This is a genomic window from Caenibacillus caldisaponilyticus (genome assembly GCF_002003465.1).
Lineage (GTDB): Bacteria > Bacillota > Bacilli > Bacillales > Sporolactobacillaceae > Caenibacillus > Caenibacillus caldisaponilyticus.
The window spans coordinates 108,847-133,520 of sequence record NZ_BDDQ01000002.1 but is presented as its reverse complement, the minus strand read 5'-3'; the positions used below and the strand labels follow the sequence as shown (position 1 = coordinate 133,520).

16 protein-coding genes and 1 pseudogene are annotated in these 24,674 nt (G+C 48.5%); 12 read left to right on the top strand and 5 right to left on the bottom strand.

Annotation, left to right across the window (positions count from 1 at the left end; all coding sequences use genetic code 11):
• Positions 1 to 75: 75 nt before the first annotated feature.
• Positions 76 to 978 (bottom strand): UTP--glucose-1-phosphate uridylyltransferase GalU, encoded by a 903-nt coding sequence (gene galU / locus CCB157_RS00840; RefSeq protein WP_077614026.1) that lies wholly within the window; start codon positions 976 to 978, stop codon positions 76 to 78.
• Positions 979 to 2,290: 1,312 nt separating this feature from the next.
• On the opposite strand from galU, the gene CCB157_RS00835 reads away from it, so the two are divergent.
• Positions 2,291 to 4,519: an N-acetylmuramoyl-L-alanine amidase gene (locus CCB157_RS00835; protein ID WP_077614025.1), complete on the top strand. Its 2,229-nt coding sequence runs from the start codon at positions 2,291 to 2,293 to the stop codon at positions 4,517 to 4,519.
• A 195-nt stretch (positions 4,520 to 4,714) separates the two neighbouring features.
• Here the strand turns inward: CCB157_RS00835 and murJ are convergent, their stop codons facing one another.
• Together murJ and CCB157_RS00825 are read right to left on the bottom strand one after the other, a co-directional pair.
• Complete coding sequence (murJ, locus tag CCB157_RS00830) at positions 4,715 to 6,376, bottom strand: murein biosynthesis integral membrane protein MurJ (RefSeq protein ID WP_077614024.1); 1,662 nt, start codon at positions 6,374 to 6,376, stop codon at positions 4,715 to 4,717.
• Positions 6,377 to 6,756: 380 nt separating this feature from the next.
• Positions 6,757 to 7,950, bottom strand: coding sequence for a glycosyltransferase family 4 protein (locus CCB157_RS00825; protein ID WP_077614023.1), 1,194 nt, complete (start codon positions 7,948 to 7,950; stop codon positions 6,757 to 6,759).
• A 484-nt stretch (positions 7,951 to 8,434) separates the two neighbouring features.
• On the opposite strand from CCB157_RS00825, the gene CCB157_RS00815 reads away from it, so the two are divergent.
• The 3 genes from CCB157_RS00815 to CCB157_RS00805 all read left to right on the top strand — a co-directional run bounded on the left by CCB157_RS00815 (position 8,435) and on the right by CCB157_RS00805 (position 12,667).
• Positions 8,435 to 9,871, top strand: coding sequence for an O-antigen ligase family protein (locus CCB157_RS00815; protein WP_077614021.1), 1,437 nt, complete (start codon positions 8,435 to 8,437; stop codon positions 9,869 to 9,871).
• Positions 9,868 to 11,007: a glycosyltransferase gene (locus CCB157_RS00810; RefSeq protein ID WP_077614020.1), complete on the top strand. Its 1,140-nt coding sequence runs from the start codon at positions 9,868 to 9,870 to the stop codon at positions 11,005 to 11,007. The genes CCB157_RS00815 and CCB157_RS00810 overlap by 4 nt, the downstream gene beginning before the upstream one ends.
• 583 nt (positions 11,008 to 11,590) lie before the next feature.
• Positions 11,591 to 12,667, top strand: coding sequence for an LCP family protein (locus CCB157_RS00805; protein ID WP_158077154.1), 1,077 nt, complete (start codon positions 11,591 to 11,593; stop codon positions 12,665 to 12,667).
• A 756-nt stretch (positions 12,668 to 13,423) separates the two neighbouring features.
• On the opposite strand, the gene CCB157_RS00800 is transcribed toward CCB157_RS00805, so the two are convergent.
• Both CCB157_RS00800 and CCB157_RS00795 read right to left on the bottom strand, forming a co-directional pair.
• Entirely contained in the window at positions 13,424 to 14,512 is a 1,089-nt protein-coding gene (locus CCB157_RS00800) for a glycosyltransferase family 4 protein (RefSeq protein ID WP_077614018.1), read from the bottom strand.
• 168 nt (positions 14,513 to 14,680) lie between these two features.
• Positions 14,681 to 15,328: a YigZ family protein gene (locus CCB157_RS00795; protein WP_077614017.1), complete on the bottom strand. Its 648-nt coding sequence runs from the start codon at positions 15,326 to 15,328 to the stop codon at positions 14,681 to 14,683.
• A 523-nt stretch (positions 15,329 to 15,851) separates the two neighbouring features.
• On the opposite strand from CCB157_RS00795, the gene CCB157_RS00790 reads away from it, so the two are divergent.
• From CCB157_RS00790 to CCB157_RS18280, 8 genes and pseudogenes are all read left to right on the top strand, one after another.
• A complete protein-coding gene (locus CCB157_RS00790) occupies positions 15,852 to 17,021 on the top strand; it encodes a sensor histidine kinase (RefSeq protein ID WP_077614016.1) in 1,170 nt (389 codons plus the stop codon).
• Between the two features lie 11 nt (positions 17,022 to 17,032).
• Positions 17,033 to 17,719: a response regulator gene (locus CCB157_RS00785; RefSeq protein WP_077614067.1), complete on the top strand. Its 687-nt coding sequence runs from the start codon at positions 17,033 to 17,035 to the stop codon at positions 17,717 to 17,719.
• A 1,157-nt stretch (positions 17,720 to 18,876) separates the two neighbouring features.
• On the top strand, positions 18,877 to 19,602 hold the full coding sequence (locus tag CCB157_RS00780) for a response regulator transcription factor (protein ID WP_077614015.1): 726 nt from the start codon (positions 18,877 to 18,879) through the stop codon (positions 19,600 to 19,602).
• A gap of 791 nt (positions 19,603 to 20,393) precedes the next feature.
• The gene (locus tag CCB157_RS00775) at positions 20,394 to 20,852 is read left to right on the top strand and encodes a chemotaxis protein CheX (RefSeq protein WP_077614014.1); all 459 of its coding nucleotides are present in this window, start codon (positions 20,394 to 20,396) and stop codon (positions 20,850 to 20,852) included.
• 566 nt (positions 20,853 to 21,418) lie between these two features.
• Complete coding sequence (locus tag CCB157_RS00770; RefSeq protein WP_077614013.1) at positions 21,419 to 21,958, top strand: nuclease-related domain-containing protein; 540 nt, start codon at positions 21,419 to 21,421, stop codon at positions 21,956 to 21,958.
• On the top strand, positions 21,952 to 22,383 hold the full coding sequence (locus CCB157_RS17165) for a hypothetical protein (protein ID WP_158077153.1): 432 nt from the start codon (positions 21,952 to 21,954) through the stop codon (positions 22,381 to 22,383). The genes CCB157_RS00770 and CCB157_RS17165 overlap by 7 nt, the downstream gene beginning before the upstream one ends.
• A gap of 262 nt (positions 22,384 to 22,645) precedes the next feature.
• Positions 22,646 to 23,509 (top strand): DegV family protein, encoded by an 864-nt coding sequence (locus tag CCB157_RS00760; protein ID WP_077614011.1) that lies wholly within the window; start codon positions 22,646 to 22,648, stop codon positions 23,507 to 23,509.
• Positions 23,509 to 24,531: pseudogene (locus tag CCB157_RS18280) on the top strand (DEAD/DEAH box helicase family protein); the annotation flags it as partial. The gene CCB157_RS00760 and the pseudogene CCB157_RS18280, both read left to right, overlap by 1 nt.
• Positions 24,532 to 24,674: the final 143 nt, after the last annotated feature.

The window sequence follows — 24,674 nt, the reverse complement described above, 5'->3', positions numbered from 1 at the left end:
AATAAAAATATAGTGCTCATGAGCGCTAAGGCTTATGAGCACTTTTTTATTGAGAGTTTATACAGCTGAAACATTTTATCGTTTTGTCATTTTAACCTTTTCATATTTGTTAATAAGACGTTTGAGCATTTGTAAAACATCTGTCCCGATTTCTGGGTTTTCCAATGCGAAGGAACAAATGGTTTCTAAGTATCCCAGTTTTTCGCCGGTGTCGAATCGTTCGCCGATCAGATCATACGCATAGACATTTTGGACGTTATTCAATTTTTGAATGGCGTCCGTCAATTGGATCTCGCCGCCGGCACCGATTTCTTGGCGATCAAGGAAGTCGAAAATCTCCGGCGTTAATACATAACGGCCGATGATGGCGAGATTCGATGGTGCCGTTCCGGGGGCGGGCTTTTCAACGAAACGTTTGACGGCAAATAAACGGCCTTCTTGCTTTTCTTCCGCAGGATCAATGACCCCATACCGGTGTGTTTGGTCATAGGTGACTTTTTGGACGCCGATGATCGATGAGTGGGTGCGCTCATATTGCTCGATCAATTGCAGCAATCCCGGTTTTTCTCCGCGAAAAATATCGTCGCCCAGCAAAACGGCGAACGGTTCGTTGCCGATAAACTTACGGGCGCACCAAACCGCATGCCCCAGGCCTTTAGGTTCTTTTTGTCTAATATAGTGGATTTCAGCTAAGTTTGTCGATCGTTGAACTTTTTCAAGCAATGCAGTTTTATTTCTGCTTTTTAAAATATGTTCCAATTCCGGTGAATGATCAAAATGATCCTCTATTGCACGTTTATTGCGGCCGGTAACGATGATGATATCCTCAATTCCAGATTGAACCGCTTCTTCAACGATATATTGGATGGCGGGTTTATCGACAATGGGTAGCATTTCCTTAGGCATCGCTTTCGTTGCCGGTAAAAAACGCGTACCCAACCCTGCTGCAGGGATAATGGCTTTACGTACCTTGTTCAAAATAGTCACCTCTTTCGTATCTTAAATGCCTATTGAATATAAAATACAGTTAACATTCTAAATCGCACACGATAAAAAGTACAAAATGAGTAACTTGGTTATGGATAAGGCTTTTAAAAAATAATAGTTTTTTAACATATATTTTACCTAATCATCACTACGTAGTATGTATGGCGCAGTTACATCAAACGATTACTGACAAGCAATCCTCACGGTGAGAAATAAATAATGAGCCACGAGAACATGACTTTATGAGCAAGTTTAATGAACTTTTAAATTAAAAAACATGTGGAAAACAAGATGGTGATGGATTTGCCTTACAGTGTGTCTAGATATCATTCCATAGTCTGGCAAGGTCAAAGTCAGATTTCTCTTGTCAGGAATTTGGTAACTTTCCTATCTTTTGAGTCATTGGCATAAGAATTAGAAACTGGTTGAGGTAAAAATCTATATACATATAGACCTCGATAAGCCAAGTGAAATCCTCGAGGTACCATAACCTAGCCAATAACTTCTGGAATTCTTCTGTTCCTTAAAGATATTGATATTATCAGTATAGAAAGTTACGATGACAATCATACGGTTGATTAATATCAAAAATTTGAGCGAGGGCCCTTGCCATGCAGGTTTTTAGATGAATTTAAAAATATTATATAAGTGATAAAAGATATTGATCTAAAATTATGTAGGCCTAAAACTTATCTGTTTTATTACAAAGTGCCGCAATGAAACGTGTTTCAGCAAGCATTATCATTATAAATATGGCCAAATCGGTGAGCGATTTAAAGGTTGAAGTGTAAAAAACGAAAAATTAAACTGAAATCGAACCAAGTAAAGGGAGGGTCCACCTCCCAAAACTATCAAACGCAAAAAACTAATTAAATTAAATATCAACTTAGGTTAGATGCTTTTGGTACTTTTCTCTTTTTCTAATTATTTAGGGGCTTTTAGGATTAGTGTTGTTATATTCTCAGTCAGTATTTAAAAAGGTATTGTTGCTTTTTTAAATACATTTCTATCTTTTTTTATTCGCCTCTTTGCCTTTGATAGTCAATGATCATGCTTTAAGCCCAATCCGTTTTCCGGTTCTATTCGAATGTGCATTAGCATATGAAAGAATTTTAAAATAAAATAATAATCACATTTTTATACAAATTATAAATTTATATAAAAAACAATCATAAAATATGGTAAAATAATGGATGTCGAAACGCATCGCTTCATGTATTATTGTCAAGTGAGACGTTTAAAAAAGGGGTGGAAAACTATCAACTATCAAATTTTATTAAAGAATCTATGAGGGGTGGGTAGTGTGAAATTTGGGAAGATAGTTCATTGTCTTTTAGCATTTATACTAGTTTTTTCAACTGTTCCGTTTGTCGCAAAAGCAGACGCAGGCATGACGGGAAATGATAAAACTGCAGGATCCACGGCCATTGTTTATGATAAAGAAGGTAAGAAAACAGTAAATATTTACAGGGATGGGCAAAGAGATAGCGAAATATTAGTCTCTGTTCCATCGATGACTGAAGTGACGGTGCTACAAATAGGTCAAGATTATACATATGTAAGTTATGTCGATCAAAGGACGGGGAAAAATTGGAAGGGATATGTTGAAAATGATTCTCTAAAATATTTAATCACTGATCCTGAGCATTACTCTGGTGATATTCAAAAGACTGAATCGGATGATGTTCAGGCCGGCACTAGTGATCAGAAAGAAAAAAGCCAACAACCCCAAAATGAGCAAGTTGCTTCCTCGTCAGCAGAACAGGCAAAAGATTCCGTAAGCAACCCGAATCTGCAAGGTATGCGCACAGCGAATCGTAAAGAAGAAAATAATAGTGTTGCCGATACGGATAATCAACAAAGAATCTTATCGATCAATCAATCATTGCAGGGAATCGGTTTAAAAAGCCCGACAAAAGTTTACGAAAAAGCGACTACCAGTTCCAAAGTTATTAAAATTTACAGCCAAGGTTCCGTTTTAAAATATCGGCAATATAATTCTGATTGGTATGAATGTACAGTTTACATAGATGGTAGACCGGTCACGGGCTATATCTATGCCAAGGATGTTGAAACTACTATTGCTAATCCTAAAGAATGGCGCGGGATTGGAATGAAAAACCCAACAAAGGTTTATTCGCAAGCGTCTACGGGTTCGAAGGTCCTTAAGGAATATGCACAAGGATCGGAGTTGAAATATCACGATTTTGTCACCGGATGGTACGAATGCACGGTTTACGTAAAAGGGAAATCAGTGAAGGGATATATTAGCGCCAAAGATGTTGAAGTTCCCGTGGCTCAACCTAAAGATATACATGGATATGTAATAAAAAATCGAATCAATGTTTACTCTAAAGCATTCACAGGCTCAAAGGTCGTTAAAAGTTATGCGCAAGGTGCAGAACTGAAATACCATGCATTTGTTACCGGCTGGTATGAATGCACGGTATATGTTAATGGGAAACCCGTAAAAGGTTACATCAATGCTAAAGATGTTGAAGTTCCTGTGTCCCATCCCAAAACGCTTCGAGGCGTCGGATTGATCAACAAAACCAATATTTATGCAAAACCTAACACAAGCTCGAAAGTGATTAAGGCTTATGTTCAAGGCTCTATATTAAAATATCAAACTTTCATTACCGGCTGGTATAAGTGTACCGTCTACATCGATGGAAAAGCTGTGACGGGATATATCGATGCTGAGGATGTTGAAAACAGTGTTTCACCACAAAAGGTTATATACGGGACAGCAAAGGAAAATCCAACGCATGTCTATGCCAGGGCCTCGACGAAATCCAAAGTATTAAAAAGTTATCCCAAAGGAAAGAAAATAAAATATAGAACCTTTACGTCGGGTTGGTACGAATGTACGGTATACATTAAAGGCAAGCCCGTGACGGGTTATATTAATGCCAAACCTGGAGTGTTAAAAGATAAAGTAATCGTCATTGATCCCGGCCACGGTGGCATTGATCCAGGAACGAAAGGGGTCGATGGCACTTACGAAAAAGTCATTAATCTTGATTACGGAAAAGCGGTTAAAGCCGCATTGGAAAAGAAGGGCGCCAAAGTCATCATGACCCGAAATGGCGATGAAAATTGCAAACCGGGAGCAACGGGGCATGCTGAACTTCAATGCCGCGTGGATTTAGCAGCAAAATATCATGCGGATGTTTATATTTCAATCCATGCCAACCATTCTGATGATCCTTCGGTGACTGGCGTTGAAACGCATTACAATGACTTTAATGATCCTGAATATCCCGGTGTGAATAAATATCCCGAAAAGAGCAAGCTGCTTGCCAAAATCGTCCAACAAGAGATTGTTCCTGCACTAGGCAACAAAAATCGAGGCGTCATTGATGATAACCTGTATGTCACGAGAAAAAATACCGTCCCGGCCATTTTAATTGAACTTGGTTTTCTTTCCAATGCTTCAGAATTGAAACGGCTTAAAAGCAGTACCACTCGGTCACGCTTTGCTAATGCGTTAACTGAGGCATTAACCGAATATTTCCGGGACGTAGATTAAACCTTTTATTTAGGGTGACGAGTTATAAAAGATATTTAGACGCGAAAGCAAAAAAAATTAAACACGCCTTGCCATGTCACTACAAGATCATCAAAATTCAAAGATGTTTTTGGGCTAATCCAGTTGGATCTAGCCCTTTTTTAATGAAATCATAATCCTCAATGTTTTTTAGGATGCAGAAGGGAAAAGTAGTATTTATCGGTTGCCACCCCGAATTTCTCTCGTAATTAAACAAAACCCCGACCGGTTCAGAAACCAGGTGGCGAGGCCGTACACGGCGGCGCCAAAGGCGCATTCGGCCATCACGCGCCAAAACGGGGGCAGCGGCAAAAAAACGGCTTGTCGGGTGAGCACAAGGGACAGAACCATGATTGCGGTCGGGGGGATAATCTTTAATAGCCCTTGCCATAAGGCTTTCCATTTTCGCCGGTCGTACGGCTTGTATAGCACATAGGCGGATGCCGTGACGAAATAAAGCGATACGAGCGAGCTCGACAAAGCGAGTCCTTTATAACCAAGCCAAAGCATGAAGAGGGCGTTGAGCAACAAGTTGGCCGCGATCGTCGTGACGCTGATTTTCAGCAACGTCCGGGCGCGTTCCAAGGCAAAAAAGGCTTTGGCGATCACCGCTTGCGCCCCTTGTGCGGCGACGAGCGGTGCATAAAGGGCGAGGACGTCCGCGGTTTCCGCGGTATCATGGGCGGTAAAGGCGCCGCGTTCATAAATGAGTGAAACGATGTCGCCGCTCGCGATCACAAGGCCCGCCGCCACGGGAACGAGAATGAGCAATGCGGATTGAACACCGTTCGATATGAGGTTAATAAAAGACGGCGAACGTGCCGCTTCGGTCATTTGCGTAAAGAGAATCGAAGCGATCGCCGTTGCATAGAGCGCGGTCGGGAGGCTGGCGATAAGCGAAGCGTTATTGAGGTAAGTCACGGCGCCGGCGACGCTGGACGTCGCGAACAACTTGTCCGCGAACGAATTGATCGGCCCGACAAGCGTATCGAGCAACGCCGGCCAAAGCATCACAAAAAAGGCCTCGCCGAAGCGGGGGTTCCAATTCAGCTGCGGCCGCCATTTAAACCCTGTTTTATAAAGATAGAAACCTTGAAGGGCTACGCCGACGGCCGTTCCGACGGCGAATCCGTACGCGAGGCTCATGATGCCGTACTGATTTGAGAACCAGAGGCCGAAAAGGGCGCTGCCGAGCGTTCCCGCCAGTTTGGCGATTTGTGTCGGGACGAAGACGTAGCGCGCTTGAAGATAAGATTCCAGAATCCCTGTAAGGGCGAAAAGAAAGAGAAACAGACCGAAAAAGCGACCGGCTTCGACGACGGTCAAGCGCGTCGGTTCGTTCGTAAATCCCAGAGCATAGGGGGCGATCACAGGCAGCCCAATATAAAACAAGAGACCGAGAAGAAAAAACAGCAACAAGGATCGGTTCAACAGCGCGTTGGCGCTTCGTTCCGTCGCCGTCGGGTCGGCGGCACGGCTTTTCACGTAAAGCGGCAAAAACACGTTGTTGAAGCCGGTGGCGACGATCAGCATGAAAAGGGTCAGCAGGTTATAAGCCAGCAGAAATCCGTCCGTCACCCGGCTGGCTCCGAATTCGCCGGCGATGACGCTTTCCCGTAAAAAACCCGCCAATTTCAAGACAATCGACAGCAATAAGAGGTAAAATGCCGTTTTTTTAAATGCGGTCATGGTTTTAACCGTCCCCTCCGCGGTTCCGACCGTTGGCCGAACGGAACCCGTCGGCGCATTTGAACAGGCCGTTTCAGTCACGCCGCTTCCGTGTTTCCCTTGGCAGATTTCGCCTTCCTTTGTTTTGGCGCCTTCCGACCGCTCGGCCAAACGTGCTTCCCATTCGGTTTATAAGTTTATGTCTCTTGAGCCGATGAAGACCGGCGCTTTCGGTTTGTTCAGATTGCGGAAGTTCAGATTCTCTTCATGCCCATTCCCGAAAACGGGCACATGAATGGATCGGCCCGATTCAACCACGGATGCGATGCGTAAACTTGTCTATCGGTTTTCGCTCAAAAGAAATGTTACTATGCGTGCGCCTAAAATTTAAAAGGGAAAGGTCGGAGTCCTTCCGCTCCCCATTTTCTGTGCTCTCATTGTTTGTCGCGGCGTTCGCCCTATTCCGTCGACCCGATCCAGGCCGTCTGTGCCGAAAACGGGGGAAGGCGGAGTCACCGTCGGATCGCTCGTCACATCGGTTCGGCGCGGCTTCATTCCATGACGGGCGGTTTCTTTTCCAATGTTTCCCGGTAAAGCTCAATGTAGCGGCGGGCGGCGGCGAGGTGGGAATGCTCCCGTTCCATTTTTGCCCGGGCTTGCTCCGCCAGGCGTGCGCGAAAATCCGGCCGGTCCAATAATTCGATGACGGCGCCTGCGAGCGCTTGTGGCTGTTTTTGCGGTACGAGAACGCCGTCGCTGCCGTCCGCAATGATCTCCTTCAAGCCGCCGACGTTGCCGGCGATCACCGGGGTTCCGGACGCCATCGCTTCGAGGGCGGCGATGGAGGTGGCCTCTTCTACGCCTTCGGAATGCACGCTGGGAATCAGGACGATGTCGCTCGCCGCGTAATACTTTTGCATCCGGTCGTGGGAAACGGCGCCCAGCAGGCGCACGTGGCGCTGCAGAGCGCGCGCCTCGATGATTCGCTCGATGGCCGGCCGCTCCTCTCCATCACCGGCATAAAGGAGGAGGGCATTGGGATATTTTTTTAAGATTTCCGGCAAGGCGATGACGGGATAAATCACGCCGTTTTTTTTCGTGAGCCGCCGCGGAACAAAAAGAAGCGCAGCCTCCCGCGGGAGCCCCAATTCGTCCCGGATCTCGTCTCTTCGTCGTTTATCAGGGTGAAAAACCTCCAAGTCGATAAAATTTTTAATCGCGACGGCGTCGACGCCGGCCGTTTCTTTGATGTAACGCTTGATGCGTTCATCGACGGTGACGACTTGAGGCGCGCTTCGATAGGCGCGGATTTCCGCGGACAACAGCCGAGCTTCTTCGGCGGTTTGCGGTTGAATCGCCCCTTTGCTCACGGCTTCGCGCGTCATGTATCCGTGCGCGGTCAAGACCGTTAAACGGCCGTGTTCCGCGGCCGCCAGCGCGGCGAACACATCGTGGGCGTGGATGAGATCATATCGGGCGTTTTTTATATGGCCGTACAGGCGTTTGCCGAGCAGAGCCTTTCTTTGGAATTGACTCCAAACAAACCCTCTCCCGTGCTTGACTTTGTTCATGATAAAGCTCGGCCCTTGGACAAGCCCTTTTCTCGTGTAGGGCGGAAGATCGCTGAAAGAAAGGATGTCGACCTGATGGCCATAATGTTCCAAACCGGCGCTTAACGTTTGCATATGGGTGGATAATCCGCCGGTGTGCGGATAGTCGAAAATGGTCATCATGAGCACGCGCACGGGGTTTCTCCTCCCCTTTTTAGACGTTCAAAAAAGCCTCACATGCAGCTATATGCCGCCTTTAAAAATTGAAATGAAAAAAGTTTTGATGGCTCGGATCGAGTTCGCATTCGGACATTTTAGCCATCCGGGCAAACTGTATGCCGCCGTTCGTTTGCCTTTCGACTGGTTTCGCTCCATTTCGTTTCATTCGTTAAAGTGTCGTCCAAAGCGGCCGGCTTCTATACGTTGGCGTTGGTCACCAAGTCTTTTCGTCCCGCCTCTTTTCGGAACCCTTTTTCCGCAAGATGACGAGCGGAAGGGAACATGCTCGGAGAATGCGGGAAGAAACGTTTCTCTCTCTCCGCGAAACGGTCAGGAAAAAGAAGCGGCCTTTCGCAATGCGGCCATAACGCACATCGCCCTTTCGCCGCATATGCGATGGAACGTTTAAGAAAGCGGCTTTCTGCACAAACCAGGATGGGGAGGGAGGGAAAATGGAAACATGCCTCAGCCCGCATACGCTCGTGCACTCATTGTTGTTTTACTTCTCTTGGCGGCGGCCAGCGTTTTGGCGTCATCCGCCGCGGGGGTGGTGGCGGTCATCTCGGCCGGCGTTTTGGCGTTTTTGCAGCCGAAAACAGGCCTTATGGTGCTTGCGTGTTACGTGCCGGCCCGGGAATGGCTCGTCGCTTACAGCCCCGGTTTAAAAGCGTTGACGGATGTTGTCGTAGCCGCCGCGCTCGTCAGGGTTATTTTTGATAAATGGCGGGCGGGACGTCCGCGCGAGCTGTTTAACTTAAACGCCTTTGAATGGGCGTATCTCGGTTTTATCGGTTTGGGAGCGGTTGTGGCGTTCGTTTCATCCGTCCCATTATCGGCGATTTTATTCGAAATCCGCGCTTTTTTATTGATGTATCTCGTTTTTTATATCGTCAGGCGTTTTGAACGAATCACGGAAGGAGATCTTCGCCTTTTTTTATGGGTTTGCTTTTGGACGGCCATGGTCGTTTGCGCGCAAGGTTTGATGGAAAAGCTGTCGCATCGGACGCTGGGCGTGCCCGAGGCATGGAAAAACTGGAACCTGTCGGCGACCAACCGCAACCGCATCTACGGCATGCCAGGCAACCCGAACGTCCTCGCCTACTACTTGGGGCTTTGCTATTTGTTCACGATCAGCTTGCTGGCCCAGTATGCCGGATTACGCTCACGCGTGGCGGTCTGGACGCGTCGCGGCCTGTTTTTGGGGCTTATCGGGATGGCGGGCGTTTTTGTGCTGACGTTTTCCCGCGGTTCGGTGATCAGCTTTTTCGTCGTGTTTATCACTTGTTGGCTCTGGTACCGCCCGCAGCGGGCGCTCTTGTCTGCGCTGCTTCCGCTCTTTTTAGGGATCGTGCTCGTCGCTTACCCGGTGCATCTCGCGGCCAGCCATATGGGTGAATATGAAATAACGAAAATGAAGCAGGCGCAGGGGCCGCAACGGTTCACTTCCGCGTTCGACCGGAATCAGGTCGCGCAAAGCATGGACAGCGGACGGCTTTTCATTATTAAAAAGGGGATGGAAGTCTTTCGCGATCATCCGTTGGTCGGCGCCGGCTTTGGCACGTTCGGCGATTCCGCCGCCCACGCGTACGGTTCGCCGCTTTATCCGCGCTATCATCTTCCCGCGTCAATGTACGCCGACAACCAATACATTCAGATCCTCGTGGAGACCGGTGCGGCGGGCGTTCTACTGTTTGCCGTATATTTGCTCGGATTCATGGTGAAAATCTTGGAGATCAAAAAAAGCGGCGCCCGCTCCGCCGTCATGTTATTGGGGCTGTTGTTCGGCGCTTCTTTCGCAGGCTTGTATTACAACATATGGGAAGACAAGGTGTTCACGTTTTTCTTTTTCCTTGCGGCTGGGGCGATCCGGCGCGCGCGTGAGGAGGCGAAGCCATGAAGGTTTTGCATCTCATCGGCGGGAAGGAATCGGCCGGTTCGAAAAATCATTTGCTCCCGCTTTTAGAGCGATTCGATAAGCAGAATGTGTATTTATGCGTCTTCGAACGCGGGGAAATCTACGATGAGGCGAAACAATTGGGCATCAAAGTATTTTGGCTTCGACAAAACACGCGCTATGACGCGACGGCGCTCTTCAGGCTGAAAGCAATCATAAGCGGCCAACGCATCGACATTCTGCATACCCACGGTGCCCGCGCCAACGTGTACGGGTTCTTGTTGAAACCGTTCATCCGCTTCACATGGATGACAACGGTGCACAGCGATCCCCGGCTCGATTTCATCGGCCGCGGCTTAAAAGGCCAGCTGTTCACCCGGATGAATGTCCACGTTTTAAAAAAGGCGGATCATCTTTTTGCCATCTCTGGCCGTTTTAAAAACATATTGGAAAGCCTCGGCGTTTCTTCTCAAAAGATTACCGTCATTTACAACGGCATTTCCTTTAAAAATGAGGATGAAAATTTTGCCCCCCTCCATAGGGGCGACATCGGCTTGTCCGATGAAGACTTTGTGCTCTTGACCGTGGCCCGGCTTCATCCGATCAAAGGCCATATGTATTTATTGAAAGCGCTGCGAAAAGTCGTCGACGTCCGCCCGCATCTTTCGGTAAAGTGGCTCATCATCGGGGATGGATTGCTCAAACAGCGCTTGGCCGATGAGGCGCGGCGCCGGGGGCTCGGTGAACGCGTGATCTTGCTCGGGCATCAGAAACATGCGCAGCCTTTTTATGAATTGGCCGACGTGATGGTGCTGCCGTCGCTCAGCGAAAGCTTTCCCCTCGTGATTTTGGAAGCGGCCAAAGCCCGCGTGCCCGTCATCGCCACCGATGTCGGCGGTGTCGGGGATTTGATCATTGATCGCCGTTACGGGTGGCTTGTCCCGCCAAAAGATGCGGAGGCCCTTTATCAAGCGATCGTAGAAGCCGTCGCATTAAAGGAGCAGGGCATATTAAAGCAACGGGGGAGCCGGTTGGCGGAAAGAGTCGGCCAAAACTTTTCTCTCGAACACCTTGTCGAAAGGATCAACAAGACCTACCTTTTGTTCGGGGGGCGAGCGGAGCCTCATACAGGCCGGTGATGTGGTGAATAGGCGCATATATGGGACGGCGCCTAAAGGATTGACGTATGCCATGAGAATCGCGGCGTGATGTGGTGGAGTGCCAGAGCGAATGGGGAGATTCGGGACCATGCCGGAAGCGACCATTCGCATGAACCGCCATGGTTTCCCAAGAATTTCGCAAATAAGAGGGATATCGCAATAACCAAGATTTTTATTTTTACCGGCGATCCATAGCGGTTGGTTGGATGCCGGCATATTTGTCCTTTTCACTACATTTTTCATCGCTATTTATGCATCCAGGTCTCATCCGTACATGAAATCTCGCCTTATCCGTCGATCGCTTCATCCGCAAAATACAAGATAGGGTGAGCGGCGGAATTTCCTCTGGCTATACCGCCTCTATATTAGCGATTAATCAATGGTTGTCGCGGCGCCCATGCCATTGTTTTATACATCACGCAAACAATATTTGTAATATATAGAAGAATTACGGTAAATGTTACAATCAGTTCGTAAAAATAACTAAAATTTAATTCTCATGTTGAGGGTCTTTTGTGATATATTAAAGGTTGTAAGTCCAACTGTTGAAAAGGGGAAAAACATGGGGATCACAAGACAGGCTGTAAAAAAGAAGCAAAAACGGAGACGGCGCTTGAAAGTCGTTGCCTTCGTTTTGCTTTTCATCATATTGCTTATCGGCGGTTACGTAGCTTATGGTTTTTATAATGTATACAAAGCGGCTAAAGAGTCCTATACACCGCTTGGCCGCGATCACTCCAAATACCGTGAAAGCTCCGTAACGATCGGAAAAAATCCCATTTCCATTCTATTGATGGGCGTAGAAGATTATTCCACCGGGGGGAAAAACGGCCGGACCGACACGCTCATCCTTGTGACGTTAAACCCGCATACCCATAAGATGACCATGACGAGTATTCCGAGGGATACGCGGGTGCCGATCGCTGGGCGCAACGGTGTGCTCGATAAAATCAATTCCGCCTATGCCTATGGTTCCGCGAGCGGCTACGGCGGGACAAGAGCGACGATCGAAACGGTCGAAAACTTTTTGCAAGTGCCCGTCGATTATTATGTGAAAATCGGGTTTAATGGATTCGCGAAAGCGATCGATGAAATCGGCGGCGTCACCGTCGACGTCCCGTTTGACTTCTGGGAAAAAGATATTTTTAACCACAATAAGCCCATTTATTTCAAGAAAGGCCCGATGCATTTGAACGGCGAACAAGCCCTGGCTTACGTTCGCATGCGCAAGCGCGATCCGCGCGGCGATTTCGGCCGCAATGACCGGCAACGCCAAGTGATCAAAGCGGCGATCAGCCAAGCGGTCAGCGCGAAAACGATCTTTAAGGTGGACGAGCTCTCGCACATTTTCGGCAAAAACGTGGAAACGAACTTGAAACCGTCGGATATGTATGCTCTGGAGCGGGCGTATGCCAACATCAGCAGTTCGAACATCGAATCGATCCGGCTCGATGATAAAGGGCGCGGCGAGACGATCAATGGTGTCTGGTATTTTGTCCCCGATCAAGCGGGGGTAGCGGAGGTTACCGCAAAAATCAGGCAGGAGCTGGGCTTAAGCCAAATCACGGACAGCACGACCGGAAACGAAAATGCGGGACAAAACTGGAACGGATCGGTTGGCACTGCAACCAATCCGTAAAGCCCCGAATTTCTGAGCTGCACCTCAATTGTTAGATGCCACTAACAGTTTGAGGTGCGGTTTTTTATGATCAAATGCACTGCGAAGGAAAATGATCGGCTGTTCAACGTTATTTGGGAAGGTAAGAAAGCGATCGAACGGTATCGGCAGATGGCCGGAGGACGCTCCTGATCGATGGAGCATCATCATGTTTAAAAAATGGGGCGTGAGCGCGGTTGGCCGTTCATAAAAGGGGCGATTTTGCCGCCGTTTTATCGGGCCTGCTTTTTGCGGGATCGGCTTTTTTATGAGTTATTTTAACTCTTTTCGCCCTTCAATCCGCGTCATAGAACGACGAAGGCGCTTTTTTAACCGTTCAATGAAAAACGGATGAATTCAACGGCAACGATGATGAACAATTCAATGCGAATCGACGGTAAATCAATTTTTAAAGCCGTTATTGGAATTTATAAAACGGCCAATAAGCTCTTTTCGTATCAAGAATAAAATCCAACATCATCCCGCTTGGGCGAAAGGATTACCAGTCATTAAAACCATCATAAAGGTTAGGATCTGATCCGTTTTTTGTTCTTTATGAGGTCTTATTTACCGCGCTTCGGAGCGTTGACGGCTGTAACGGCCAAACGCAATAAAAAAACCGTTCCTTCACGTTAGGAAGGGACGGTTTTAAATGATTGCGAATCAATGACGGCTCGGTTCTCGCAGCGACGGTTCCGACGCCTTTTCCTTTCTTCATTAGATCCTGTCACGAGGGGGTTATCCTTTGCTTTTGCTTCCTTGAACGACGATTTTCTTCACCGCGTTGACGAGCGGTTTCCGCTTGTTGTTCCAGGCGCCGAGAAGTTCGACGGTAAAGCGGATCAATCCGATGCAAAGGATGAGAATGAGCAGCGATCCCCAAAGAACGGAACGCGAGAAAACGATGGCGGAAACGCCGAAGAAAAGACTGATCGTATAGATGATAAAGACAGTCGTGCGATGGCTGAAGCCCATGTTCAGCAAGCAGTGATGCAAGTGCATGCGGTCAGGCGTCGAAATCTTTTGGCCTTTGGCAAGGCGGCGGATGATGGCGAACGATGTATCAAAAATCGGAACGGCTAAGATGACGATCGGAATGATCAAAGAAAAGATGGTTAAACTTTTGTACAAACCGATGATCGATATGATCGCCAAAGTATAGCCGATGAACATGGCTCCGGAATCGCCCATGAAAATTTTGGCAGGATGCAGATTGAAAAACAAAAACCCGATGGTTCCGCCGAGAAGGATGACCGACAGCGCCATGGCCGCATATTGGTTCTCAAGAATGCCGACGATGAGCATCGTGCTCAATGCGATCGATGAGACGCCGCTGGCCAGGCCGTCCAAACCGTCGATAAGGTTGATGGCGTTGGTGATGCCGACGATCCACAAGACCGTGATGGGATAAGCCCAGAGGCCGAATTCGACGCGCCCGATAACGGGAAATTGAATGAAATCGACCGTAATGCCGCTCGCAACGACAAGAACGGCGGCGGCCAGCTGTCCGAGCAGTTTGTATCTGGCGGGCAGCGTGAATTTATCGTCGATGATGCCGGTGAGGAGGATCAGAACGGCTCCGGTCAAAAACGCTCCGGCCGCCGGGATGTCCGGTTTTATGTAAAAGTAGCCCACAAAAAAACCGAGCGCGATGGCTACGCCCCCCAGGTACGGCATCGTGCGTTTATGGATTTTCCTTCCTCCGGTCGGCTTGTCTACTATATCAAGCCTTAAGGCGATCTTTTTGACGATCGGTGTGGCAGCCACTGTTACGCCCAATGCGAGGAGAAAAGCAATGGCGTAGCGGGACACCTCAAGCGCATTCATACCTTCACCTTCCTGCGATCCATCTTATAAATAAGGATGGGTAAAATCCGCTTGCTTCATGTTTTGAAGAATTTTCCTATGTTATGCTGCGCTCTTAATCATCATAATACCAAAACGGCTTGGTTGTACATAGGGTGTCAAATTTTTTACATCATTTATGCGTGAAGGTCATCCGGTTTCCTGATCCTTGACGTCCATTTCCAAAAAGGTTTCTTCAACCGGGATGATTTGGCATTGGCCGTTACAGATATTCGTCATCCAGGAGGTGAATGTGTCAATGTCTTCGAGCCGAACCGCGATTTTTATCGTCACGTTTTCGGTAAATTGCGTGTCGCGGACGAGATAGCCGGTATGCTTCAAGGCGTTGTCGACCGTGCCGTACAAGGCGTAATCAATGACGACATCAAAGATTTTGACGGGGACGTGTTCAACGATGCCGGCTGCGGCGATCGCCTGTGCGCACGTTTTGGAATAGGCGCGTACCAAGCCTCCGGCTCCAAGTTTAATGCCGCCGAAATAGCGGGTGACGATGACGAGCGTGTCGCGAAGTTGCTTTTTCTTAATGACTTCGAGCATCGGAATGCCGGCTGTGCCCGCCGGTTCGCCGTCGTCGCTCGATTTTTGAATCTGGGCGTTCTCCCCGACGACATAGGCGTAACAATTATGCGTGGCCTTCCAATGTTCTTTTGTCACCTTTTCGATGATGGCGCGCGCTTCTTCCTCCGATGTGACGCGTTCCGCGCGGCCGATGAACCGTGATTTTTGAATTTCGATTTCGGTGATGGCCGATTGTTTTACGGAATAATGAGGTTTCATTCTGTCTCGCCTCGTCAAATGCATCTCCTTTCATCATACGTCGAATAGAAGCGACTTTCAATTTTTTTGCGAACGATCCTGTCCCATAGCACACCTATTTTGAACAGGATTTATGAAAAATCGTTGAAAAAAGGGGAAGCCGGTTCCTATTAGTCAAGCGATAAGGATGCGTCACATAAAGATGCTTTGTTGAGCGGGCTTATGTATTAACGACTTATTCTTGTCCAAAACGTTTTTGCGTTTTTTCTGCGAAGGATTTTGCCTTATACGAGCCAGGAAAATTTATCCCGTGCAGGTTTATTTCCGCAACACAGGTTAAAAATTACGCGAATGGGTTGTATAATCATATACAATAAAAGTGTCGCCTCCGGCCGGACTTGTAGCCGACCAGACAGGGCCGGCAGCAAGGTGGGGAAGTTCGGTTTCGCCCGATTAATTAGAGATGAAGTCCTATTCAGAAATAGGTATGGAGGAACTAGTCCGACCGTCGCCGTTTTTGTAAATTGTAATTGGGGGAATTATGATGATTTCCAATCCCGAACGCGCAAAATTGGACGTGAAACGCTTGTATACCATCTTAAATACAATGATTGAAACCGTATCCAGCAGCAAAAGGGAGATTTTTGAAATTGGCGAACGGGCTCGCACTGAATACGAAGAATTATCGCGGGAATTGGCGGACATAAAATTTAGAGTGGCGGAAACCATTCATCTCCATGACCGGCTGGAAGAGCGGGCGAGATTGGCACGATCTCGGCTTGCCGAAGTCAGCAAACATTTTCAAAAATACAGCGAGGAAACCATCCGAACAGCTTACGAAAAGGCCAATGAAATCCAAGTGGAGCTCTCGATCGTTGCCCAAAAAGAGAAGCAATTGCGGGAGCGTCGCGATGAACTCGAACGCCGTTTGAAAGGTTTAAAGGAAACGGTGGAAAGAGCCGATAAGCTGGCTGCGCAAACATCGGTCGTGCTCAATTATTTAAACGGGGATTTAAAAAAGATGGGGGAACTCATCGAGGACGCACAGCAGAAACAAGCTTTCGGGCTGAAAATCATCGAAGCTCAAGAAGAAGAGCGGCGCCGCCTCTCGCGCGAAATCCATGATGGTCCGGCTCAGGTTTTGGCTCATGTTTTGCTCAGTTCTGAAATCGTAGAGCGCGTTTATCGGGATCAAGGTCCGGAAGCATCGGCCAAAGAAATTTCTAAGTTTAGGGAAATGATCCGATCCGCGCTTTATGAGGTTCGCCGCATCATTTATGATCTGCGCCCCATGTCCTTGGATGATCTCGGCTTGGTGCCGACGTTGGAGAAATATTTGCGGCGGATCGAAGAACAATATCCCGGTATTCGCGTTGAGTTTCGCCGGTTGGGGGAAGAAAAACGCCTGCCGGGGAAAATGGAAGCGGCGCTGTTTCGCCTCGTTCAGGAAGCGGTGCAAAACGCTTGCAAGCACGCCAAGCCGAAACAAGTGGATGTGGTCATCGAATTTCGCCTGAAAGCGGTCATCTTATTGATTCGGGATGACGGCATCGGTTTTGATCCCAACCATATTCCGGAAAACACCTTTGGATTGATCGGAATGAAGGAGCGCACGGAAGTTTTGGAAGGAAAAATGGACATTCGTTCAGCGCCTAACAAAGGGACAACCATCTTGATCCAAATTCCGATTCTTGAGGAGGATGGTGTTCGATGAACATCCGACAAATGACGACGAAGATTGCCATCATTGACGATCACCGGCTATTCCGAGAAGGGGTTAAACGCATCCTCGAAATGGAGGATTATTTTGAAGTGGTCGCGGAAGCCGATGACGGGCTCGACGCGGAAAATATCGTGACGGAAGCGAAGCCGGATGTCGTGCTGATGGATATCAACATGCCGGGGCTAAACGGCGTCGAAGCGACCCGCCGCCTGATCAACCGCTATCCCGATGTGAAAGTCATCATTTTATCCATCCATGATGATGAAAACTACGTCACGCACGCGTTGAAGACCGGTGCTTTGGGATATTTGCTGAAAGAGATGGACGCGGATTCGCTCGTCGAGGCCGTGAAAGTCGTCGCCGAAGGAGGCGCATACATCCATCCGAAGGTCACGCATAATCTCATCAAGGAATACCGACGCCTTGCGACGAACGGCAACAAACAAGTGTCATCGGGATTCCGAGACGTGGAATACCGCAAGCCGCTGCATATTTTAACGAGACGGGAGTGCGAAGTGCTGCAATTGATGACCGATGGCAAAAGCAATCGGGCGATCGGCGATGCGCTTTACATCAGCGAAAAAACGGTGAAAAACCACGTGAGCAACATCCTGCAAAAAATGAATGTCGAAGACCGGACGCAAGCGGTTGTGGAAGCCATAAAAAACGGCTGGGTGCGCGTAGGCTGATCCCGCTTTTTGGCAAGCTTGGCTCTCTCGGAGGGCAAGCTTTTTTTTGTATTAATCCTCCGATCATCTACCGAACAGGCTTTACCGAGGGCCGAGCGTCTCGCGCTGCGGCCGTGACCGTCCACGAGCGGTTTTCGGGAAGCAGTTGGAAAAATACCCGATCTCCCTCCGTAAGGATGACAAAAGAGAATGTGTGAATGCTTTATCCCTCAATCGCTCCGTTCGTTCCCCTTTGGTGTGCGTTTCTCCACTGACCTGCTGGTAGAGATGCTGTACACGGATTCGAGGGGATAGCAACGGAGTTTTTTATGGCGTCTTTTTCAGCAGATCGGCATGTCCATGGCAAGTAGGCGAATGGCTTTATATTCCGGATAATGGTAAGGGGCAAGAGCAATCATCAAGAAAACCGTTTTATAGTGCATGTGTCGTCGCGTTGATATCGGAGAATCACTTTTTTCCAGAGAATGTGTGACCGACACGAGCAGAATCGCTGATCTGTAAGGTGTCGGGGATAACTGACACTTCTTTTATAGAGCATGTTTGCGTTGACGTGTCGGGCGCAAATCAAGAGCCCCTAACGAACGGGTAGGAACGTTCGAGACAGCGCATCCGCGCGTTGATCCAATCCTGGGGAATTGGGGACGTGCCGGCGGGGTGGACAGCAACCTCACTCCGTCAAGGGAGCTTGTTTCATGTCTGTGACGGGCGGTGGTGCACAGCTGGGGTGATCGCCGTAAACGGGGTCGCGGCCTTCAACCGTGCTCTTTTTGTTGTGTCCGGTGGCATCGGATTTCAGATCATGTGGCGGTTTCATCGTTTCAAAGGCTTTGCTCTTAGGCGATATTTTCCGGACTTTACCGGCGCCATGTCATGCCAGCGTCAAGGCCGGAGCGGCCGATCGAAACAGCGTCCGAACTTTTTTCGAGCTTTCGATCCAAATGGGAAAGGTTGTCGAAAAACCGTGTCGAATATTAGTGAAATAAGTCGATAAAGAGGGAAAACGGTAAAAAAGTAGTAGGCACTTGGTTTAGTTTTATTGGTAAAAAAGTCTTTAATTTGCGGGAGACGATTGATTACTAAAGACCTAAGCGGTACAGTAAAACTGTTTATCAGACGGTCGGTCTTTGGTGATGCAGGGGGGAGACGATTAATTGAGTATGGTGTTTTATAGAACCAATCAGAAGTCAAGAGGTTCGTTGGTATTGCGGGCGGCGCTCATCGATGGAAATCGGGAAGATCTGGAAACCATTCGGTCCGCCGTCCAAAGATCCCCGGATTTATCTTTGGAGTTCACAACGGATTCGTTCATTCAATTAATCGTCTATATGAAACATCATTCGATGGATTTATTGATTTTTGGTGCGGATGGATTCTTCCAGGACCATCGCTGGGAGGAAAATCTGAAAAAAATCATTGAATATACGCCCGGCCTTCGCGTATTGGTTTTGTCTTACAATGAAGATCCGCGGTTTGTTTCCCGCGTCATCAAACTCGGCGCTTCCGGGTTTTTGTCTAAGGCCGAATTGCCCGAAAAACTCAACGTGGCGCTCACTATGATCAAAAAATACGGGGTATTTTTGGATGCTCGATACCAGGGGCATCTTTTGCGGGAAATCCGCCAGCTTTACGCAAACGACCTCATCTCATTGGGAACGATTTTAATGGATATGAGAGCCGTTCGAAAGGTGTTTTCGAAAAGGGAATTGGAAATTTTCCAAGCCTTGGTGAGCGGGATGTCGACGGCTGAAATGTGCAAAACCCTTTTTATTTCCGAGTCCACATTAAAGAACCACATCAGCCACATGTTGAAGAAAACGGGCACGGAGAGCCGCACGCAGCTGATTGCCTTGGCCTTTAAAAAAGGTTGGCTGCTGAAGACTTAGCCATAGGCTGTGAAGGCAAGCAGTCAGTCATTGTCCGCCATGGAAAAGGATCGTTGCCTGCCGTGGATTTCGTCAACTGGACCTTAGGACTAACCGTTGCCATTTCCCTGCTTTCGGGAAGATATTGCCCCATTAGCGGAGAGCGCGGACTGGACGTAACCGACCTAACGTTCGTTACCAAATTTAAACATCGCTCGTGTTATGGGAGTTGATTGACGCAGCCATCGCTGTCAAACATAAATAGACAGTCGGCGGTGAGATTGGTGAAGGGTGATCAATCGTATAAAACCGGCATGATTCCGAAGACGGCAGTCGTTCTATTCATCGTTTGGTACAGCCTTGAATCGTGCAAATCAAAGGTCGGCGCCACACCTAAATTTGATCATATGTCGAGTCGATATATGAGATAAGCGAAAAAGATATTTTTGTGTCAAAACGTGTCGGCTGTCATCTCTGTTTCAGCCAAAGATAGAGTCTATTTTTTAGACGTATAAGAAATAAAAGGGCCCAAAGATTTCGCATACATAAAAACCATCACGATGCTGTTCTCATGCTCCCAAATCCTTAGCCTTCAAGGCAAATGCACGATTTAGGTGAAAAGGGGGGCCTTATGCGTCGATATAAAAGAGAAAATCTTGCGAATTTGTCATTTGCACGGAATCGGTGTCTATGTGAACATTTAGATGGGTGCGCATTTGCCGAAGCCTTCCACGATCTCATAAACGTGGTGGGCAGGCGCCAAAAAAGAGACGATTGAAAAACAACAAACAGGAAGTGGGGAGAATGCTGCCATGGCGATCAAAACGGAAAACCAGAGAATTACGGACTTGCTCAACGGTACATTAAAATCCATTAAAACGGTCATTCCTCTATCCCCTACGGTTTCCTCGCCAAGTTTGGTCACCGAGCCGCTGATGATCCGATTTGGCGTCCTCATCGGATTTACCGGCCATATTAAAGGCAAATTGCTCATGATCGGCGAGGATAAAGACTTTTCATATATCGGCCAAGCGCTTTACGGCATGCCGCTTGAAGGGGAAATGTTGAAATCATTTTCCGGAGAGCTTGGCAATATGATCGCCGGCGGCATTTCCACACACGTCGCCGAGAAAGGCCATTTTATCGATATTACGGCTCCGTCCATCATTGAGGGACATTCGACGATCACCGGCTTTGACAAGGCCATTGAATTGGATATCCGCTTTGAGGACGGACGCGCGATTACATTATCGCTTTTGTTGGATCGATAAAAACGGGCTTGATCCGATTTTTCAAACCGCCTTCTATGATAATAAGGGTTGAATAAAAATGGAACCGATGGATTTACTTTGATAGAGGATGAGGATAAAAGCGAAAGGAGCCGGCGCCGTCCGAGTGCCGGCTCCCATTTCTAGCTTTATAATCTGAAGGCGCAATATAGAATGGATGATTACCTTGATCCATTGAATTGCTGCTGATTTTCATTGCATGATACCTCAATTTCTTGTTAAATACCGAGTCATTATATTGCATTCAAGACGATGTTCCATTGAATGATCCGTTTGAATGAAAGCCGGACCGATTTTTTTGCTTAAACGTTGCTCTTGGCAGGAATTGCCCTCGTTTGCAGCGAAGTTCTTAAATGTTGTAAGTTACCACCTTTCAAAACAATGAGCAGATGTTCTCGCGTTTTCGGCCCACCAACCCTTTTGACGTGTCCTCCGCATTTTTTCTTCATGCGCGATGTTCCCCGGAGAAATTTCAGATTTCCAATGTGCGTTTCTGCATCACTTTCCCTCAACTGTTTTTATCCACTTGATAAAGGAAGTGATTACATGTGATTGTAAAAGAGCTGGTTATGCCGAATAAAGTCAAGAAATTGGAGGCGTTATTGCGGCGACTGCCACGTGATCATCCCAAACGTCAAGAGATCGAAAGCGATTATGCTAAGAGCTTGACCGGCTATCGCGGTGAGCAGTCATTGGATTACTTTTTCAGCTTTTTGTCCGAAGAATATCTCGTTTTCCACGACGTTAGGCTTTCGGATCGAAAACATTTTTTTCAGCTTGATGTGTTGATCCTTTCCCCGTTTTTCTTTCTCATCGCTGAGGTTAAAAATTTCTCCGGAGCGGTCATTTTTGATGAAAAGCATCAACAATTCATCCGTGTGCAGGATACAGCCGTGGAGGCATTTCCGGATCCACTGGCGCAAGTGCGGCACCAGCAGATGCAATTTAACAGATGGTTGAAAATGAATAAATGCCCCAGGCACCTGTCGAAGCGATCGTCGTCATCACCAACCCCCAGACGATTATCAAAACGATCTCCGACCACCCTTCTTCATTGGATAAGATTGTCCGCAACGCCAATTTGTTAGAGAAAATCGAGTCATTAAGGAAGTTATATAAGGACAAAAAACTGACCAGCGAAGAGCTGCGAAAGCTGGGAAAACGATTGCTTAAGCACCACACGCCACAAAAGGTGGACGTTTTGGCGCGTTATCAAATTGCGAAGTCTGATCTGTTAATGGGGGTTCACTGCCCGAACTGTCGCTCACTGCCGATGAAAAGAAGACAAGGAATTTGGGTTTGTCCAACGTGTTTGTTTTCTTCGAAAGACGCGCATATCGCCGCTTTAAAGGATTACGTTTTGCTACTTCAACCGGAAATCACCAATCAACAGTTGAAAGAGTTTTTGCAGATTCAGTCGAGCGCCTCCGCTCATCACATCCTGATGACCATGAATTTACCTCATACCGGAAAGACGAAGGGAAGAAAATATTTGCTGCCGCTTGATGAATGAAAGATAGCTGTGAGAGGGGGATGAAAATATAAATTGCACCATGGCGCAACGCTTATTCGACGGCTAAAATAGGTTGAAAATTTAAATTTATTGGATACACCTCGGTTTTCGTTGAATTCCTCGTCGCTTTCATTGAATTCCTCTTCGCTTTCGTTGAATTCCTCGCCGTTTCCATAAAAAAGATGAAACGCCGTCTCGGTTCAGGTAAAATGAAGAAAAAACTTGTGTGAAAGAAAACCGATAAGTCAGTGGAGGAGGAAAAATGGCAAAAATTGCTTTAGTGACGGATAGCGTGTCTTATCTTCCGCGGGAAGCGATTGAAAAATACAACGTGCATATCGTTCCCCTGAGCGTTATTTTCGGTGATGAGGCGTATAAAGAAGGCATCGATTTGGACGCATCGGCTTTTTATGAGAAAGTCCGGACAGCCGAAGTGCTGCCGACGACGTCACAACCCGCGATCGGTGAATTCATATCGCTTTATGAAAAACTCGCGGATGAAGGTTATGAAGACGCCATTGTGATTACGATGTCCGCGAGCTTGAGCGGTACGCATCAGACGGCGGCTACCGCGAGTCAGGCTGTAGAAGGCATCCGGATTCACCTCTTTGACTCGCAAATCGCCGCGCTGCCTGAAGGTTACTATGTTTTGGAAGCGGGACGGCTGATTGAGGAAGGCCGCACGGTTGACGAGATTGTCCGGCATCTCGAAGCGATGCGCGAACGCGGCGTCAAAGCTTATTTTATGGTTGACGATTTGAATCATTTGCACCGCGGCGGACGATTGACCGGCGCCCAGGCGCTGATCGGGAGTTTGTTAAAAATGAAACCGATATTGACTTTTAAAGACACCAAACTCGTGCCTTTTGAAAAGGTGCGCACCAAACGGCGGGCGCTGGAACGCATTAAGGAGCTTTTTGAGGCGGACGCCGCGACGGGGCAACCGATCCGCGCTTCGGTCATCACGGCCAACCGCCGGGAGGAGGCGGAACCGCTCGCGGAAGAGATTCGGCAGAAATACCCGAATGTCGAAGTCGATACGAGCGATATCGGCCCGGTGGTCGGGACGCATGTCGGTGAAGGGACGATAGCGATCACTTGGTACGTGAAAGGATCGGCTGTCTGATGGGTCGGAGGTGGTTCGGCCTCCGGCCGGCCCGCGGGCCAAAGCGCCTCGACGCGGCTTCAGTGGCCCGCCCCGATCATTCCCTGCATTTCGAAAGTCCTTCCCCGCCGTCTTCCGTGCTTTCCCACGAAAATCGCGAAGAAAATCTCCCAAAGACCTCCCCGCCGCTTCTCCCCACACATCCTGCGAACGTCACAAAGCATTCCATGATGACAGACCCTGCGGCTTCTGAAGACGTGTCTAGTGGTGCGGTTTTGCCGCCGCCGATCGGCTCAGAGTCCCGCTTCCTTCCCTCTTCAGCACCGTCCGCCGTTCGGGCGGCATCCAATCAACGGACATCGGCATGGCGCCACTCGAACCTCCCCGGATCCGATGCGATCACTTCAAGCCCGTCCAAGCCCCATGTGCTTGCTGCCGGGCCTGAACTTCCGTTTGACCGGGCGTTGCAGCGCTTTTTATGGGGCCGACGATTGTTATTTGAGGAATGCCGGGAGTTTCCCGAAGCGATGATCCGTCGCCATATTCAGCACGGTTACATTCAGGTCGACCGCGGCATCGAGCTCGTTGCGGGTAACCTAAGGTGCCGGCGCTGTGGAAACCGCGATGAAGCGCAATTCGGCGTATACCGTTGCGCCCGTTGCGGCCAACACTGTCATTATTGTCGGGCGTGCCTTTCAATGGGCGTCATCAAGGCGTGTTCCGAATTATTGACGTGGAGCGGACCTCCCCCGGCGCTAGATGCCCCGCGGTCGCTCAAGATTCGTTGGGACGGGCGGCTGTCCGATCTTCAACAGCAGGCTTCCGCCGCCTTGCTCGAGGCGGTCCGCATGCGCGAAGATTTTCTGATATGGGCGGTGTGCGGCGCCGGGAAAACGGAAATGCTCTATGAAGCCATTGCCTTCGCGCTCCGAAGCGGCCTCCGTGTCGGCGTCGTCGCTCCGCGCACGGACGTGATCCTCGAGCTGGAGAAACGCCTGAAGCGCGTTTTCAGCGATGCGGCCGCGGTCACGCTCTATGGCGGCAGCCCGGATGCTTACGCCGACGTGCCGCTCATCCTCTCGACCACGCACCAATTGCTCCGTTTTTACCGCCGCTTTGACATTTTTTTTCATCGACGAGGTCGACGCTTTTCCGTTTCACGCCAATCCGATGTTCGCGCATGCGT